At 46.7% G+C, this 15127-nt stretch carries 16 protein-coding genes; 7 read left to right on the top strand and 9 right to left on the bottom strand.

Translation table 11 applies throughout. The features are described 5' to 3' along the window. The first annotated feature begins 177 nt into the window (after positions 1-177). Genes meaB through DB398_RS05890 form a run of 3 tightly spaced genes read left to right on the top strand, consistent with a single transcriptional unit; the run spans position 178 to position 3078 of the window. Positions 178-1221, top strand: coding sequence for a methylmalonyl Co-A mutase-associated GTPase MeaB (gene meaB / locus DB398_RS05900; RefSeq protein WP_108423474.1), 1044 nt, complete (start codon positions 178-180; stop codon positions 1219-1221). A gap of 35 nt (positions 1222-1256) precedes the next feature. Beyond that, positions 1257-2219 carry a glycosyltransferase family 2 protein gene (locus DB398_RS05895; RefSeq protein WP_108423473.1) on the top strand — a complete coding sequence of 321 codons (963 nt, stop codon included), beginning with the start codon at positions 1257-1259 and terminating at the stop codon, positions 2217-2219. Beyond that, the gene (locus tag DB398_RS05890) at positions 2200-3078 is read left to right on the top strand and encodes a lysylphosphatidylglycerol synthase transmembrane domain-containing protein (RefSeq protein WP_108423472.1); all 879 of its coding nucleotides are present in this window, start codon (positions 2200-2202) and stop codon (positions 3076-3078) included. Before DB398_RS05895 ends, DB398_RS05890 begins: the two co-directional genes overlap by 20 nt. Here DB398_RS05890 and DB398_RS05885 read toward each other — a convergent pair. The 5 genes from DB398_RS05885 to mazG form a co-directional block, all read right to left on the bottom strand. Continuing rightward, a complete protein-coding gene (locus DB398_RS05885; protein ID WP_108423471.1) occupies positions 3066-4724 on the bottom strand; it encodes an ArnT family glycosyltransferase in 1659 nt (552 codons plus the stop codon). The genes DB398_RS05890 and DB398_RS05885 overlap by 13 nt on opposite strands. Next, the gene (locus DB398_RS05880) at positions 4721-5290 is read right to left on the bottom strand and encodes a phosphatase PAP2 family protein (protein ID WP_108423470.1); all 570 of its coding nucleotides are present in this window, start codon (positions 5288-5290) and stop codon (positions 4721-4723) included. The genes DB398_RS05885 and DB398_RS05880 overlap by 4 nt, the downstream gene beginning before the upstream one ends. Then, positions 5290-5517, bottom strand: coding sequence for a hypothetical protein (locus DB398_RS05875; protein ID WP_108423469.1), 228 nt, complete (start codon positions 5515-5517; stop codon positions 5290-5292). Before DB398_RS05875 ends, DB398_RS05880 begins: the two co-directional genes overlap by 1 nt. Before the next feature lie 36 nt (positions 5518-5553). Continuing rightward, positions 5554-6921 (bottom strand): MATE family efflux transporter, encoded by a 1368-nt coding sequence (locus tag DB398_RS05870; RefSeq protein WP_108423468.1) that lies wholly within the window; start codon positions 6919-6921, stop codon positions 5554-5556. Positions 6922-7080: 159 nt separating this feature from the next. Further along, complete coding sequence (gene mazG / locus DB398_RS05865) at positions 7081-7854, bottom strand: nucleoside triphosphate pyrophosphohydrolase (protein ID WP_108423467.1); 774 nt, start codon at positions 7852-7854, stop codon at positions 7081-7083. 168 nt (positions 7855-8022) lie between these two features. On the opposite strand from mazG, the gene DB398_RS05860 reads away from it, so the two are divergent. Next, the gene (locus tag DB398_RS05860) at positions 8023-8667 is read left to right on the top strand and encodes an SGNH/GDSL hydrolase family protein (RefSeq protein WP_108423589.1); all 645 of its coding nucleotides are present in this window, start codon (positions 8023-8025) and stop codon (positions 8665-8667) included. Positions 8668-8680: 13 nt separating this feature from the next. Beyond that, the gene (locus DB398_RS05855; RefSeq protein WP_108423466.1) at positions 8681-10255 is read left to right on the top strand and encodes a family 20 glycosylhydrolase; all 1575 of its coding nucleotides are present in this window, start codon (positions 8681-8683) and stop codon (positions 10253-10255) included. Positions 10256-10258: 3 nt separating this feature from the next. Here the strand turns inward: DB398_RS05855 and DB398_RS05850 are convergent, their stop codons facing one another. The 3 genes from DB398_RS05850 to ruvX form a co-directional block, all read right to left on the bottom strand. Next, entirely contained in the window at positions 10259-10702 is a 444-nt protein-coding gene (locus DB398_RS05850) for a DUF5606 family protein (RefSeq protein WP_108423465.1), read from the bottom strand. Positions 10703-10899: 197 nt separating this feature from the next. Beyond that, entirely contained in the window at positions 10900-11490 is a 591-nt protein-coding gene (gene def, locus DB398_RS05845) for a peptide deformylase (RefSeq protein ID WP_108423464.1), read from the bottom strand. A gap of 3 nt (positions 11491-11493) precedes the next feature. Then, a complete protein-coding gene (ruvX, locus tag DB398_RS05840; RefSeq protein WP_108423463.1) occupies positions 11494-11904 on the bottom strand; it encodes a Holliday junction resolvase RuvX in 411 nt (136 codons plus the stop codon). 98 nt (positions 11905-12002) lie between these two features. On the opposite strand from ruvX, the gene DB398_RS05835 reads away from it, so the two are divergent. Continuing rightward, positions 12003-12818: a 2,3,4,5-tetrahydropyridine-2,6-dicarboxylate N-succinyltransferase gene (locus DB398_RS05835; RefSeq protein ID WP_108423462.1), complete on the top strand. Its 816-nt coding sequence runs from the start codon at positions 12003-12005 to the stop codon at positions 12816-12818. A 6-nt stretch (positions 12819-12824) separates the two neighbouring features. On the opposite strand, the gene DB398_RS05830 is transcribed toward DB398_RS05835, so the two are convergent. Beyond that, entirely contained in the window at positions 12825-13865 is a 1041-nt protein-coding gene (locus DB398_RS05830) for a glycosyltransferase (protein WP_108423461.1), read from the bottom strand. 98 nt (positions 13866-13963) lie between these two features. Here DB398_RS05830 and glf point away from each other — a divergent pair, with 98 nt between their 5' ends. Continuing rightward, a complete protein-coding gene (gene glf, locus DB398_RS05825) occupies positions 13964-15073 on the top strand; it encodes a UDP-galactopyranose mutase (protein ID WP_108423588.1) in 1110 nt (369 codons plus the stop codon). The last annotated feature ends 54 nt before the right edge of the window (positions 15074-15127 follow it).

Here is a 15127-nt window from a genome sequence, read left to right as displayed (position 1 = left end):
TGTGCCGGCTTCCTAAAGTCACCGGACATTGAGTTGAAAAGTTACCAATTAGAATTTGGAAGTCCCCTACGACAGGTATTAAATTTTTGTGAAATGGTTGTATAATGGCTTCTTACCTTTTTCCTATAACCCATAAAAACTTTATACCTTAGTGATGAATTGAACCACCATCGACCCTTGGCAAAGAAAAAGAGCACACCCAACGATACCGTGTCAAAGATCAAAACGCTCCGCAGGCAGGAAATTTCCGTGGACACCCTTACCGAAGGCATCTTCAAGGGAGACAAGGCCCTGTTGGCCAAGGCCATCACTTTGTTGGAAAGTACACAGCCTGCCCATTTTGAAAAAGCCAATGCCGTGGTGGAAAAATGCCTTTCAAGGCCGGTGGAGAGCATACGGCTGGGGATTACGGGCGTGCCCGGTGTGGGCAAGAGCTCATTCATCGAAACCTTGGGCACCACACTCACGGCCATGGGCAAAAAGGTCGCCGTACTGGCCGTGGACCCCTCAAGTTCACTGAGCAAAGGCAGCATTTTGGGCGACAAGACCCGGATGCAGACCCTTTCCAATGACCCCAATGCCTTTATCAGGCCCTCCCCTTCGGGAAGTTCGTTGGGCGGTGTGGCGCAAAAGACCCGTGAGAGCATCATGCTTTGCGAGGCAGCCGGGTATGATGTGGTGCTTGTGGAGACCGTGGGCGTGGGCCAGAGCGAGGTGGCCGTGCACAGTATGGTCGATTTCTTTTTATTGTTGAAGCTATCCGGTGCCGGGGACGAGCTACAGGGCATCAAAAGGGGCATTATGGAAATGGCGGATGGGATCGCCATCAACAAGGCCGATGGGAGTAATGTGGAAAAGGCCAAGTTGGCCGTTACCGAGTTTCAACGGGCCTTGCACCTATATCCTCCAAAACAGAACGGATGGACCCCAAAAGTGATGAAATGCTCTGCATCCGAAAACACCGGGATCCGAGAAATCTGGGACATGGTAGAAGATTTTGCCCGCCGGAACAAGGAAAATGGGTTCTTTGAAAAGAACAGAAAAAACCAGAACAAGAACTGGTTCCTTCAGACCGTGGACGACCACCTGAAACAGTTTTTCCATCAAAAACCAACATTTATGAAGGTGCAGAACGAATTGCTCAAGGACATTGAACAGAACAAAGTGTCCCCTTTTTATGCGGCCAAACTCCTATTGGACAAGATTACCAAGGAACTTTAAATAAAAGCGATAAATTTGCACAGATCAAAAATGAAATGAGCACCGTCACCGATTCCCTTTTATCCATAGTGGTTCCGTTATACAATGAAGAGGACAATGTGGTCCTTCTCACCCAAAAGATCCATGAAAGTCTTGAAGGATACAACTACCAGATCGTATATGTGGACGATTTTTCCACGGACCAGACCCGAAAAAGGGTCAAGGATATGGATGATGACAAGGTCCATCTCATTGAACTGAAAAAGAATTACGGACAGAGCCTTGCCCTGGCTGCCGGACTCGACTATGCGGAAGGGGAATACATCATCACCATGGACGGCGACCTACAGAACGACCCTTCGGACATCCCGCACATGTTGGAATATGCCGTGAGCGGCGAATATGATGTGGTCACGGGCATCCGTCAAAAACGAAAGGATTCCCTCGTAAAGAAAATCCCTTCCAAAATCGCCAATTTTTTGGTGCGAAGGGTGACCAAACTGGACATCAAGGACAATGGTTGTGCCCTAAAGGTATTCACTAGGGACATAGCCAAAGGACTGAACCTGTATGGGGAAATGCACCGTTTCATCACACTGTTGGCCTTTTTGGAAGGCGGGCAGATCAAGCAGGTTCCCGTAAAGCACCATGCGCGCCATGCCGGGGTCTCCAAATATGGACTGGAACGCGTTTTTAAGGTAGTGGCCGACATGATGTTGTTGCTCTTCATCCGAAAATATTTCCAACGACCCATCCACCTTTTTGGAATTTTTGGGGTGTTGCTGATCATCCTTGGCATATTCATCAACATATACCTGCTGATCGTGAAACTTGGGTTTGGCGAGGACATTGGCAGTAGGCCCTTGCTCATTTTTGGGATGATGTTCATCTTGGGGGGCATCCAATTGTTCACCATCGGGATCGTGATGGAACTGTTGATACGCACCTACTACGAATCCCAACAGAAACGTCCCTATCGCATCAAAAAAATTACCATAGGTGACGGAAAAGCTGCGTAAACAGGGGATCACTGTCCTAAAGATCGTTGTAAGTGCAGCGCTGATCTACTTCATCTTCACCAAAATAGATCTGAAAAACGTTTTGCAGACACTCCGAAAGAGCGACCCGCTTTTTCTGTTCCTAGCGCTCCTCTTTTTTGTGGTTTCCAAAGTACTCTCCGCATTCAGGCTGAACCTGTATTTTCACCAAATAGGAGCCCAACTTTCGCACGCCAGCAACCTGAAATTGTATCTGCTCGGGATGTTCTATAACCTCTTCCTCCCCGGGGGAATCGGTGGGGATGCCTATAAAGGCTATGTGGTCCAAAAAGCCTATCAACCCGGCACCAAAAAAGTGGTTTCAAGTCTGCTGCTGGACCGCTTGAGCGGGATGTTGTTGCTGTTCGTTTATGCCTGCGCCCTTGCCCTGCTGTCCGAAAATGCATTCCTACAATCCTTTTTCTGGCTGCTGATGGCGGCCATTCCGGCAAGTGTGGTCGTGTTTTGGTTCGTGAACAGATCGTTCTTCCCCACTACCCTTCCCGTTTTTTGGATGTCTTTCGGCTATTCGGCACTGGTACAATTGGCACAATTGGTCTGTGCATTCTTTATTTTAAAGTCATTATCGGTGACAATGGACGCCATCGAATATCTTTTCGTCTTTTTGATCTCGTCCATTGTGTCGGTCATTCCTTTGACCATTGGTGGGATTGGAAGCCGGGAAGTCACTTTTCTCTATGGCGCCAAATGGTTGGGATTGGATACAAGTACATCCATCGGTATCAGTTTCACCTTCTTTTTGATCACGGCCCTCGTTTCCTTTATGGGAATCGCGTACCATTTCAAAAAACCGGAACTGGAATCGAATCAATCCAAATGAACCAAATGCATATGGTTGAGCTTGCCCTCACGGGTGTTCGGGTTCAGGAATTTGGCCTGTAGGCGGGTGATCCGGAATTGATCTACCGTGATCTGTTCCTTCCATTGAAACCCATTTTTTCGCAGCTGCTCCAGTTCCTCGTCCGTGGCATAGACCCAAATATCCTTTTTATCGGCTATTTCCGAGAGTGAGGACAGCTGTACCGGCTTTTTGTTGTAGAAATCCAAGGACCAAGAGTACCTTTCCGAAATCTTATAGATCTTGTCCACGGGAATGTTGTTCTCCCTCACCTTTTCCGCCATGGTGGAGCCTCCTTGGTATTCAAGCAATTTGGGATAGAAGTGGGCATTCATCAACCCGTTCAGCACTACCGAACTGAGAATGGCGACCGTCACGATCTTTGCATAGACCGTTTCTTTTTTCAAGATGAAATAGGCTACCAGTACCAATGCTGCGACCAAAAATAAATACCCGTACCATTGTTCCAATCGGAACACATAGAAACAGACTAACAACGCGAAAACGACCACCAATCCCAATATAAAATATTGGATACCCAGAATCACTTTGGCCATTTTCTGTTTTTCCCGTTGGTAGAGCCCAAACAGGAAAGCGGCCGACATCACGGCATACAGTGGAATCAAAATATTGATGTAGTGCGGCAGTTTGAACTGCGCAAAACTGATCAGAAAGAATAAAATGGAAATGCCCCCAACGGTCAGAAACTCCAATTGTGGGCGTTGGGCAAACTTGGCTTGCCAAAATGCTTTCAATTGCGTCCAATACCCCATCAATGCTAGAACGGTCCATGGCAGGAACACCCATAAGAAGGTATGGAAGAAGAAAAAGAAGTCACTGCTGTTCTTCCCAACGCCTTCGCCGCTCATCCGCTCAAAGCTCTGTTCCCAAAAAATGAAGAAGATACCGCTTCGGTGGTCCTTGCCACGGATCACTTTTTCTGGGTGCAGGTCAAATTGGTGGTAATAAGCATACAGCATCGGGGAAATGGTCAACCCAAAGACCAAGAGGGCCACCAGCAACCGCCAATTGAGCAAACGTGCCCATTTTCGGGTATAGGCCAAATGGCACAAGAGGGAAATCCCAATGACCACAAGGGCTATCTGCCCCTTGGTGGAAAAGGCCATCCCTGCCCCAAAGGCACCCAATACAACACTCTGTAAAGTTCCTTTTTCAATAAAGGTCGCCAATTGCCATATCGCAAAAATGGTGAAACCGGTCAGCACGGCATCGGTACGAATATCGATATTGGCCAGCACTATGGTCTGTGCGGTCATGAATATGAGGGAGGCCAAGCGTCCCACATCCTTGTTATAGAGCAATTTACCAAGACCGTAGCAGCTGTAAGCGGCCAAAAACGTGGCCAATATGCCCGGAATGCGGTAGGCCCAATCGTGTATTCCAAATACTTTATAGGAAAGAGCGGCCAACCAATAGTGCATGTGTGGCTTGTCCAGATATTCTTCCGGACCTTTGAAAAGACTCAAAAAATCATTCTCTTGGACCATTCGCATGGCCATTACCGCAAACTGGGCCGAATCGTTCTCGAAGAGGGTCACGAACATCCCCACGATGTACACCAAGACGATCAGGGCAATAAAGAACCAATACCGGGCCGTGGAGATCATGAACCTATTTTTTGGAATGCAAATATAGCCAACCTAGCAAATACCCATCCGAAGAAAGAGCCGACCAAAGCTCCTGTGATCACATCCAAAGGATAGTGCACGCCAATATAAATCCTACTGTAGGCGACAACACAGGCCCAAAAAACCAAGATCCAGCCTATGTATTTCACTTTATTGCGGAAAAGAACGGTGAAGAAAATGGCCGGACCGAAAGAATTGGCCGCATGGGCCGAAAAATACCCGAACTGCCCGCCGCAATAACTTTTCACTAGGCGCATCGCAGTACTGATTTCAGGGTCGTGACAAGGCCGTAACCGGGCCAGACCATATTTGAAAAAATTGGACAACTGGTCCGTGCAAGTAATCAGCAAGGCAATGCCAACCAACACAACGGCCGTTTTTTTCAGTCCAAAATGTTTGTAGGTAAGATAGAGCAACAGCAGATAGAGCGGGGCAGAATTACGGGTGGTGGTCATGAACATCCAAAAACCGTCCCATGCCTCCGTTCCCAATCCGTTCAGGAACAGGAAAAGGTCTTTATCGAACTGTATGAGCTGGTCCAACATTATTCGTCGTATCTGGAGACTTCCCTATCGTAAAACGCCGTGGCCGCCTCGATAAGGCTTTCGGCCTCTTCGGCAAGCTCTGCTTCGTCCTCTTGGGAAAATTCTTCCAGCCACTCCACTTCATCATCTTCCAGATTGATGACAAATCGTGGATATTCGGTATGGACTATGAAAATGGCCGTAGGATAATCGGTGTTATCGGCCAATAAAAATTTAGGTAGTTCCATGTGCTTTCAATTTGGTCCCGAACATGGGGAGCCTTGTTATTGGGAAATCAATTTTTTCGTCAAATAGTTGAATCGAATATACAACATTACCGCCGATGCTGTTAGCCCCGACAACAATCCGATCCAGATGCCCGTGCTGCCAAAATCCGTGAACAGTCCCAAATAATAACTGATCGGGAACCCTATCAACCAATAGGCCACAAAGGTAATAAGGGTTGGAATCTTTACATCCTGAAGTCCACGAAGTGCCCCGAGCACCACCACTTGCAGTCCATCCGATATCTGAAAAAAGGCGGCGACCAGCAACAGCTTGGCCGCTATAACGATCACCTCGGTGTTGTCCGCTTGGTTGATCAAGTCGTCCACATCCAAATAGATGGTAGGAAACCAGTGTCTTCCCATCAAAAAGAGGGCGGCAAAGACAATTTCCAATAACAATGTGAGAAAAAAGATGGATTCGGCGATACGCCTGAGCTCCCTGAAATTTTGGAGCCCCTTTTGGTTGCCCACACGCACCATGGCCGCCACGCTGAGGCCCATGCCCACCATGAAGGTCATGCTGCTCAGGTTGAGGGCTATCTGGTTGGCCGCCTGTGCATTTTTACCCAATACGCCGCTCAGCCAGATGGCCGCCGTGAAAATGGCCACTTCAAAGAACATCTGCAACGCTGAGGGAAACCCAAGGCTGATGATCTTTTTCATTACCGTTTTCTCAATCTTTTTGAAATTGAAATGGGTCACGTAGGCTTCAAACTTTTCCTTTCGTTTCAACAAAAACCAAATGAAGGCCACCATGATTACCCGGGATGCCAAAGTTCCGATGGCCGCGCCAACAATACCTAGCTTGGGAAATCCAAGAGACCCGAATATGAGCAGATAATTGAGGGAAATATTGACCACATTGGCCAAAATAGTGGCAATCATGGGGTATTTGGTCTGCGACAAGCCATCAGAAAACTGTTTGAACGCTTGGAACATGACCAAGGGGACCAAGGAAAAGGCCACCAATTCCAAATATGGGATGGCAAGTTCCACCACCTCAGGAGGTTGCTCCATATGGTACAGCAGGGGTTTGCAAAGCAAAATGACCCCGAACAGGGAAAGTCCCAATAGCGTACAGAGTACCAAACCATGCTTGAGTGCATTCTTGCCCGCCGCTTGGTCCCCTGCCCCATCGGCCTCTGCCACCAAAGGTGTTATGGCCGTTGAAAAACCAATGCCCAAGGACATGGCAATGAACACAAAACTGTTTCCAAGAGAGACCGCGGCCAATTCGGCCGTACCCAATTGCCCAACCATGATGTTGTCCGCAAAGGCCACAAAGGTGTGCCCCAACATCCCCAAGATAACGGGGTAGGACAACTTGAGGTTATAGGCAAATTCTTTGGTGTATTGCTGGAACACTTCGGTGGTTTAAAAAAGAGCGTAAAGATAGTGGGATTGGAATTTTTTTCACTCTGAATCTGTAAAACTTTTTGGGATAAAACACCCCTAAAGTCCCCTCAAGGGGACAATGCCTCTATGGAGTTCAGTAAGTAATTCTTTTGGTCAAAGGGGTCTTGTTCAAAGACCTTTTGCCTCTTCCCAAAAAACGTCCATTTCCGCCAAGGTCATTTCCCGTAAGGTCTTTCCGGATTCCTTGGCCTTGCCCTCCAAATATTGGAAACGCTTGATGAATTTCTTGTTGGTGCGCTCCAGGGCATTTTCTGGATTGATTTTCAGAAAACGGGCGTAGTTCACCATGGAAAAGAGTACATCCCCGAACTCTGACTCCATCTTGTCCATGTCATTCTGCTTCACCTCATGCTGGAGTTCTGCCAATTCCTCCTTCAGTTTTTCAAAGACCTGTTCCGGGTGCTCCCAGTCGAACCCCACCCCGGCCACTTTTTCCTGGATACGGTTGGCCTTCACCAATGCCGGAAGACTGTTGGGCACACCCTCGAGCACACTTTTCTTCCCTTCCTTAAGTTTGATGCTTTCCCAGTTCTGCTTTACCTCTTCTTCGTTCTGCACCTTGACATCGCCATAAATGTGCGGATGCCTGTTGATCAATTTCTCGCAAATACCATTGGCCACATCTGCAATGTCAAAATCCCGGGTCTCGGAACCGATCTTGGCATAAAAGACAATGTGCAGCAACAAATCCCCCAATTCCTTCTTTACCTCATCAAGGTCATTGTCCAAGATGGCATCGCCCAGTTCGTAGGTTTCCTCTATGGTGAGGTGGCGTAGGGTCTGCATGGTCTGTTTTTTGTCCCATGGACATTGCTCACGGAGTTCGTCCATGATGTTCAACAGTCGTTCCAATGCCTTTAGCTGCTCTGGTCTTGCGTTCATCTATAATATTTTAGCCAAAAGTACAAATCCGCTACTTTAGACACCATTGGATCTTGGTGTTATTTGTGAAGAATATCAACCTTTTTTCAACACTTTTTCAAACGGAACACAAAGGAAAGCCCTAGGATGAAGTTCATATATCTTATTTTTGGAAAAACATTCAGATCCATGAAAAGAATCTTGGTTGCCCTATTGTTGCTCTCCTACCTTGGCCACTCACAATCCCCCGAACCTTTCAAAAAAGAGGTGACGGACATCCAGAAAAAATACGATACCATCTGGGATGTTTCCCGTCCCACCATAGTGTTTACAGGAAGTTCCAGCGTTCGGCTATGGAAAGACCTCCAAGAACGTTTTCCCGATCACCAAGTGGTGAACACCGGCTTTGGTGGCTCCCAATTTTCGGACTTGGCCCTCTATCTTGATGATCTTATCTTGGCCTACACCCCCACCAAGGTCTTCATTTATGAAGGGGACAATGACATTTCTGCAAAGAAAAGACCGAAGGATATTCTCAACACTTCGGAAAAGATCATACAGACCCTTCAGCAAAGAAAACCGGACATGAAAATTGTCCTTATTTCGCCCAAACCCAGCATCTCCAGATGGCAGTTGCGGGGCAAATACAAGCGTTTGAACAGGAAGTTGGCCCGATTGGCCTCAAAAACCGAAGGGGTGGAATTTGTGGATGTTTGGTCCCCTATGTTCGAAAAACGAAAGCTAAAACAGGATATCTTTATTGAAGATGGACTCCATATGAATTCCAAAGGATATGACATCTGGTACGATGTCCTCAAAAATTACGTAGAATAACCAATCGATCATTATGCTATACCGATCACTTGTACTGTTCGCTGCCATTGTATGCTTGGCCGCCTGTCAAACCGAAAAAAAGGAAATCGTGTTTCCAAAAACAGATTTGACCACCGTTCCCTTGATCCCCAAACCTATCAAGACAATCGCCACGCACAGTGCCTTTGGCCTGGACAGCAGTACAACCATCTATACCTCAACGATAGATCCCAAATTTGAGGAAGTGGGCAAATATCTCTCTGAAAAAATAAAGGGAAAGACCGGTCTGGACCTTGCGGTGAATGCCACACCCGACAGCAAAGTGGAGCGGATGATCTACATCAACCAATCCGACAGTTTGGAACTGGAGACGCCCGAGTCCTACCAGCTTTATATCAAGAAAGATTCCATCCTTTTGAACGCCAAAACCGCTGCGGGTGCCTTTAGGGGGATACAAACCCTTAGACAGCTTATCCCACAACAAAGCAATGACACGCTTACCGACCATCCTTTGTGGCTGATACCGACCGGAAAAATACTGGACGCTCCCAAGTTTGCCTATCGCGGGGCCATGCTGGATGTGGCGCGCCATTTCTTTACAGTGGACGAGGTGAAAAAATTCGTGGACATCCTCGCTTATTACAAGTACAACACGCTGCACTTGCACCTTACGGACGACCAAGGATGGCGTATCGAGATAAAATCGTGGCCAAAATTGACCGAGATCGGCGCAGCGACCGAAGTTGGCGGTGGCAAAGGGGGCTTCTTCACCCAAGAGGATTATAAGGAATTGGTGCGATATGCCGCTGAAAGGCACATGACCATCGTTCCCGAGGTGGACATGCCCGGACATACGAACGCCGCTTCGGTGAGCTATCCCTTCTTGAACGGCAATGGAAAACCTGTGAAGCCCTACTCAGGGACAAAAGTTGGTTTCAGCACTTTTGACGCCCAAAAAGATACCGTTTACAGCTTTCTGGACGATGTGATAGGCGAAATAGCAGCCATCACCCCTGGCCCTTACTTCCACATCGGCGGGGATGAAAGCCATGTGACCAAGAAGAAGGACTACATCCACTTTGTGGAAAAAGTGGAGAAGATTGTACAGAAGCATGGCAAAAGGTCCATCGGCTGGAACGAAATTGCGCAAGCGGACATTGATTCCTCCACCGTGGTCCAACTATGGAACGAACCGGAGCATGCCACCAAAGCGGCCAAAAATGGGTCCAAAATCCTGATTTCGATGGCCGGAAAGACCTATATGGACATGAAATATGATTCCATCTCCGAATATGGATTGACCTGGGCTGGCCTTATCCCTGTGGATGTGGCCTACAAGTGGCTTCCTGAAACCTTGGTGGAAGGACTTCCCGTGGAGAGCATCCTTGGCATTGAGGCCCCTCTGTGGTCCGAGACCATAGACGACAGTGCTGGTATTGAATATTTGGCCTTTCCACGCGCCATTGGGTATGCTGAATTGGGCTGGTCCCCAACGGAACATTGCGATTGGGAGGACTACAGAAAGCGCTTGGCGCAGCAAGTGCCCTATCTGAAAAAGATGGAAATCAATTATTATCCAACAAAGTTGGTGGACTGGGCCAAGGAATAAAGTTTATTCTTCCTCGCTGGAAGCTGTTTCAGCGGGGACTTCTTCAGCGTCTTCGGCCACAACAAAATCTGTGATCTTGTTATCGATCAAGATGTTGTACCATTGGATGATCTTCTTGATATCGCTGGTATATACCCTATCCTCGTCATAATTGGGGAGGATCTCGAAGAAATATTCCTCCAACTCAATTTTGTCGGCCTTGTGGTTGATGGCGGTCTTTTTGCCGTCTTCCTTTTCTTTTATCTTTTGAAAGACTTCACGAAGTGGCACTTCCTCTTCCAAGGTATAAATGGCGATTTCGGAAAGTACGCTCACATTGCTCCGCAATCCCACGGTAACACGCTTGCCGTCCAATAGGGATTCGCCGACAAAGCCGCTTCTGGTTTGGGTCACTAATTTGTAAAGTCCGGGCTTTCCGCCAATAGATAAAATCTTGTCAAGTGCCATTTATAGTTTTTATACTTGTTTATAATCAAATCCCACTAATGAATGGAAATATGTTTTGTCTTCTTGAGCGCAGTCGAAAGATTGACAAAACATCTCGACTGCGCTCGATGTGACATCTTACCAAATTAATGGTAAAATACGTCCTCCAATCAACTTATGCGGGCAAAAATATGGTATTATCGGAAACTGTGATTTTTTTAACGTCCTTTTTTGATATTGGGGAACCTCATCCTGTAGTCCACATCAATCTTTCCTTTGGAAATCTTTTCCAAACGGCCCTTAATAAGACGTTTTTTGAGGGTTGAGAGCTTGTCCGTGAACATAATGCCCTCAATGTGGTCATATTCATGCTGGATCACCCTTGCCAACAGACCATCATAGGTCTCGGTATATGGCTTGAAGTTTTCATCCAAATAGCTGATGGTGATCTCGGGTTTACGCTTTACATCTTCCCGGATATCGGGTATGCTCAGACAACCTTCGTTAAAATCCCATTCCTTTCCGGTCTCCTCGGTGATCTTGGCATTGATGAACACTTTTTTGAAACCGTTCAACTTTTCCTGATCTTCCGGGCTCAAATCTTCATCGTCGGAAAAAGGGGTGGTATCCACTACGAACAAACGTATGGGAAGTCCTACTTGGGGAGCCGCCAATCCAACACCATGGGCATTGTACATGGTCTCCCACATATTGGAGATCAACTCTTCCAACTTCGGGTATTCTGGGGCAATGTCACCAGCTTTTTTTCGTAGAACGGGATCACCGTATGCAACAATGGGTAAAATCATAAATCAAAATCGGTTTAAGTAGGCCTGCAATATGAGCGTGGCACTTATTTCATCGACCAAGGCCTTGTCTTGGCGCTTTTTCTTTTTCATTCCACTGTCCAGCATGGATTGTACCGCCATTTTGGAAGTGAACCTTTCATCTTGGCGTTCCACTGGATAGGTAGGGAACTTGGCCGTCATTTTCTTTAAAAATTCCTTGATAAGGGTTTCGGATTCAGATGGTGTATTGTCCATCTGCTTGGGAAGTCCCACCACGATCCGTTCCACTTGTTCCCTTTGAAGATAATCTTCCAAAAACGGGATCAGATCTTTGGACTCCACTGTGGTGAGCCCGGAAGCGATCAGTTGGAGCTCGTCCGTGACAGCAATTCCCGTCCTCACCTTACCATAATCCAAAGCCAAAATTCTTGCCAAGACAATTTTTTGGCAAAAATAACCCTAAAAATGTTATGGCCTTAAAATATGGGCCAATATTCTGTGGAGGGGCGTATCTTTGCGAAAAATTTAAGAAAATGACAGAATTAAGGACGCTCATAGAAAAAGCGTGGGACAACAGAGCTTTGTTGGAAGAGGAAACGACCCAAACGGCCATTCGTAAAGTTATAGACCTAATCGATTTGGGCCAATTGCGCTGTGCAGAGCCTACAGAAGAAGGATGGCAGATCAACGAGTGGGTGAAAAAAGCAGTGGTACTCTACTTCCCCATCCAAAAAATGGAGGTCCTTGAAGCTGGCATTTTTGAATATCACGATAAAATTCCGCTTAAAAGAGGTTATCAGGAAAAAGGGGTGCGTGTAGTTCCCCATGCAGTAGCCAGACATGGAGCCTATATTTCCAAAGGAACCATTTTAATGCCGAGTTATGTGAACATTGGGGCATATGTGGATGAAGGAACCATGGTGGATACCTGGGCCACTGTGGGTAGTTGTGCCCAAATTGGCAAAAACGTTCACTTGAGTGGTGGTGTTGGTATTGGAGGAGTTTTGGAACCCTTGCAGGCCGCCCCTGTAATCATTGAAGATAATGCCTTTATTGGATCACGTTGTATCGTTGTGGAAGGCGTTCGCGTTGAAAAAGAAGCAGTTTTGGGAGCCAATGTAGTGTTGACAGCTTCTACCAAAATTATAGATGTAACCGGTGATGAACCCATCGAATTAAAAGGAAGGGTGCCAGCTCGTTCGGTAGTTATTCCCGGAAGCTACACCAAAAAATTCCCTGCAGGTGAATACCAAGTTCCCTGTGCCCTTATCATTGGGAAACGCAAGGAAAGTACGGATAAGAAAACATCTTTGAACAACGCCCTAAGAGAACACGACGTAGCGGTATAAAACCCGTTACCCCAACTGCGCCAAGGCATTTGTAACGGCTTCCTGTAAAAAGTGGCCATTGGCAATCTTGTTTCTCATGATATGCACATTGACGACCATTTGGTCGTAAGTGGTCGCATCGATTTGGGCGAGTTTTTCCGACAATTCCTCCAAGGAGGCAATCGCAAACCCTATTTTTTCTCGTTCCACCACTTGGGCAACGGCCGCTTTGTCCCAAATGATGATGGGAAGACCTGCCAATAAATACAGGGACGTTTTGTGTGGATTGTTGTATTGGATGTACTTGCCAAAGTCACCATCACATTCCCTGATGGCATTTCCGTTCCATACTAGGCCAAAGTTTCCCTTCAAGTGGTCCAAGACCTCATCGGGAGCAAAGACCCCTTGGTAGTGCAATGCGGAACCTTCCTTTACTTTCTCCTTTTGAAAACCGTTTCCATAAAGTTTGAGGGTAAAGTTCGGATGCAATTCATCCAACTGGTAGAGGAAGGCACTTTTTTCCATGCCCAGCCCCCCTGCAAAAACAATTTCATTCCCTTGGCCCAAAGATTGTTCGGGCAGTTCTTGCCCTTCGGCCAACAGATAATCGAAGAGATACAAGGGAACCATTTTCCCTTTGTATCCATTTTCTGCAAACCACTGCATCATCACCTGATTGTGCAGAATGAGTACATCGGCCTTGTTGAACCGCTTCATCTCCTTTCCTGCATCCCTGTTCTTGCCCATGAGCGTCTTTACATCGTGGACGATCAAGATCACCTTACACCCTTTCAGTTTGGCCACGGCCACCTTGTAACCGAAAAATTTACTGAGTGGATATTGCATGCAGAGCACCGATGAAAATGGCAACCTGATCAATCCCCAAGTGATGCCAAAAAAGCTGATGATCGCCCCAATGGCCGAACTGGGATGGTTGCTTTGCCGAAACCCAAGGTTCTTGAATCCCGATTTGGACAGCACTTCCTCGCAGTCCATTTTGGGCTTGGATGCCGCATTTCTGGAAAACTTGTAATTTCTGGAGATATAGAACAGTTTTCGGTTTTGCATTTTGGTTCGTTTTTTTCAAAAATATCCTTTTTTCTTTTCTCGAATCCATAAATTGCGGCCAATCGCCATTGAATTATAAACCAACGATTGTGGACAACATGCGTGAACCCGAATATGATTTTCTGATTGTAGGTGCTGGACTGTATGGTGCCGTTTTTGCCCATGAAGCTCACAAAAAGGGAAAAAAATGTTTGGTGATCGACAAAAGGGAACATCTTGGCGGCAACACCTATTGTGAGGATGTGGATGGCATCAACGTGCACAAATATGGAGCCCATATTTTCCACACCAACGACAAGTTTATTTGGGACTACGTGAACAGTTTTGTCCCCTTCAACAGATATACCAACTCCCCGTTGGCCAACTTTGAGGGTGAACTCTACAATCTCCCGTTCAACATGAACACGTTTCGCCAATTGTGGGGTGTTTCCACTCCAGATGAGGCCAAGGCCATCATAACGGAACAGACCAAGGAATACAAGGACAAGATACCGTCCAATTTGGAAGAACAGGCACTTTCGCTAGTGGGCAAAGACATCTATGAAAAGTTGATCAAGGGCTATACCGAAAAACAGTGGGGCAGAAAGGCATCGGAACTGCCGGCATTTATCATCAAGAGGTTGCCCTTACGATTCACGTACGACAACAATTATTTCAACGATGATTACCAAGGTATCCCCATAGGCGGCTACAACAAATTGACCGAAGGTCTTCTGGAGGGCATTGAATGCCGAACAAATATTGATTTTTTCAAGGATCGAAAAAAATTGGAGAGCTTGGCCAAACAAGTGGTGTTCACCGGAAAAATCGATGAATATTTTGATTATCGCCATGGAAAACTGGAATACCGTAGCCTTCATTTTGAACACACCACCCTTGATCAGGACAATTATCAAGGCAATGCCGTGGTAAATTATACGGAAGCCTCCATCCCCTACACCAGGATCATTGAACACAAGCATTTTGAGTTTGGCAAACAAAAGACCACGGTGATCACCAAAGAGTATCCGTTGGAGGCCTCTTCGGACAATGAACCTTACTATCCCATCAACGATACCAAGAATACCGATCTGTTCAATATGTACAAAAAATTGGCGGAGCAGGAAACATCTACAATTTTTGGGGGCCGATTGGCAGAATACCGATACTATGACATGCACCAAGTGATTGGTGCCGCACTGGCCAAAACACGGAAAATGGTGTCTTGAGAACTTTCCTACATCCACAATAGGACAAAAAATCCACATCCTTACGCAACCATC

It is taken from the genome of Flagellimonas amoyensis (assembly GCF_003058265.1).
Classification (GTDB): domain Bacteria; phylum Bacteroidota; class Bacteroidia; order Flavobacteriales; family Flavobacteriaceae; genus Flagellimonas; species Flagellimonas amoyensis.
The sequence above is the reverse complement of the archived record's forward strand: the minus strand, read 5'-3'. Positions and strand labels throughout refer to the sequence as shown.

Coding starts and splice junctions, on each gene's coding strand:
- DB398_RS05895 (WP_108423473.1), top strand. CDS start 1,257: ATGAGCACCGTCACCGATTCCCTTTTATCCATAGTGGTTCCGTTATAC.
- DB398_RS05885 (WP_108423471.1), bottom strand. CDS start 4,724: ATGATCTCCACGGCCCGGTATTGGTTCTTTATTGCCCTGATCGTCTTG.
- DB398_RS05880 (WP_108423470.1), bottom strand. CDS start 5,290: ATGTTGGACCAGCTCATACAGTTCGATAAAGACCTTTTCCTGTTCCTG.
- DB398_RS05875 (WP_108423469.1), bottom strand. CDS start 5,517: ATGGAACTACCTAAATTTTTATTGGCCGATAACACCGATTATCCTACG.
- mazG (WP_108423467.1), bottom strand. CDS start 7,854: ATGAACGCAAGACCAGAGCAGCTAAAGGCATTGGAACGACTGTTGAAC.
- DB398_RS05860 (WP_108423589.1), top strand. CDS start 8,023: ATGAAAAGAATCTTGGTTGCCCTATTGTTGCTCTCCTACCTTGGCCAC.
- DB398_RS05855 (WP_108423466.1), top strand. CDS start 8,681: ATGCTATACCGATCACTTGTACTGTTCGCTGCCATTGTATGCTTGGCC.
- DB398_RS05850 (WP_108423465.1), bottom strand. CDS start 10,702: ATGGCACTTGACAAGATTTTATCTATTGGCGGAAAGCCCGGACTTTAC.
- def (WP_108423464.1), bottom strand. CDS start 11,490: ATGATTTTACCCATTGTTGCATACGGTGATCCCGTTCTACGAAAAAAA.
- DB398_RS05835 (WP_108423462.1), top strand. CDS start 12,003: ATGACAGAATTAAGGACGCTCATAGAAAAAGCGTGGGACAACAGAGCT.
- DB398_RS05830 (WP_108423461.1), bottom strand. CDS start 13,865: ATGCAAAACCGAAAACTGTTCTATATCTCCAGAAATTACAAGTTTTCC.
- glf (WP_108423588.1), top strand. CDS start 13,964: ATGCGTGAACCCGAATATGATTTTCTGATTGTAGGTGCTGGACTGTAT.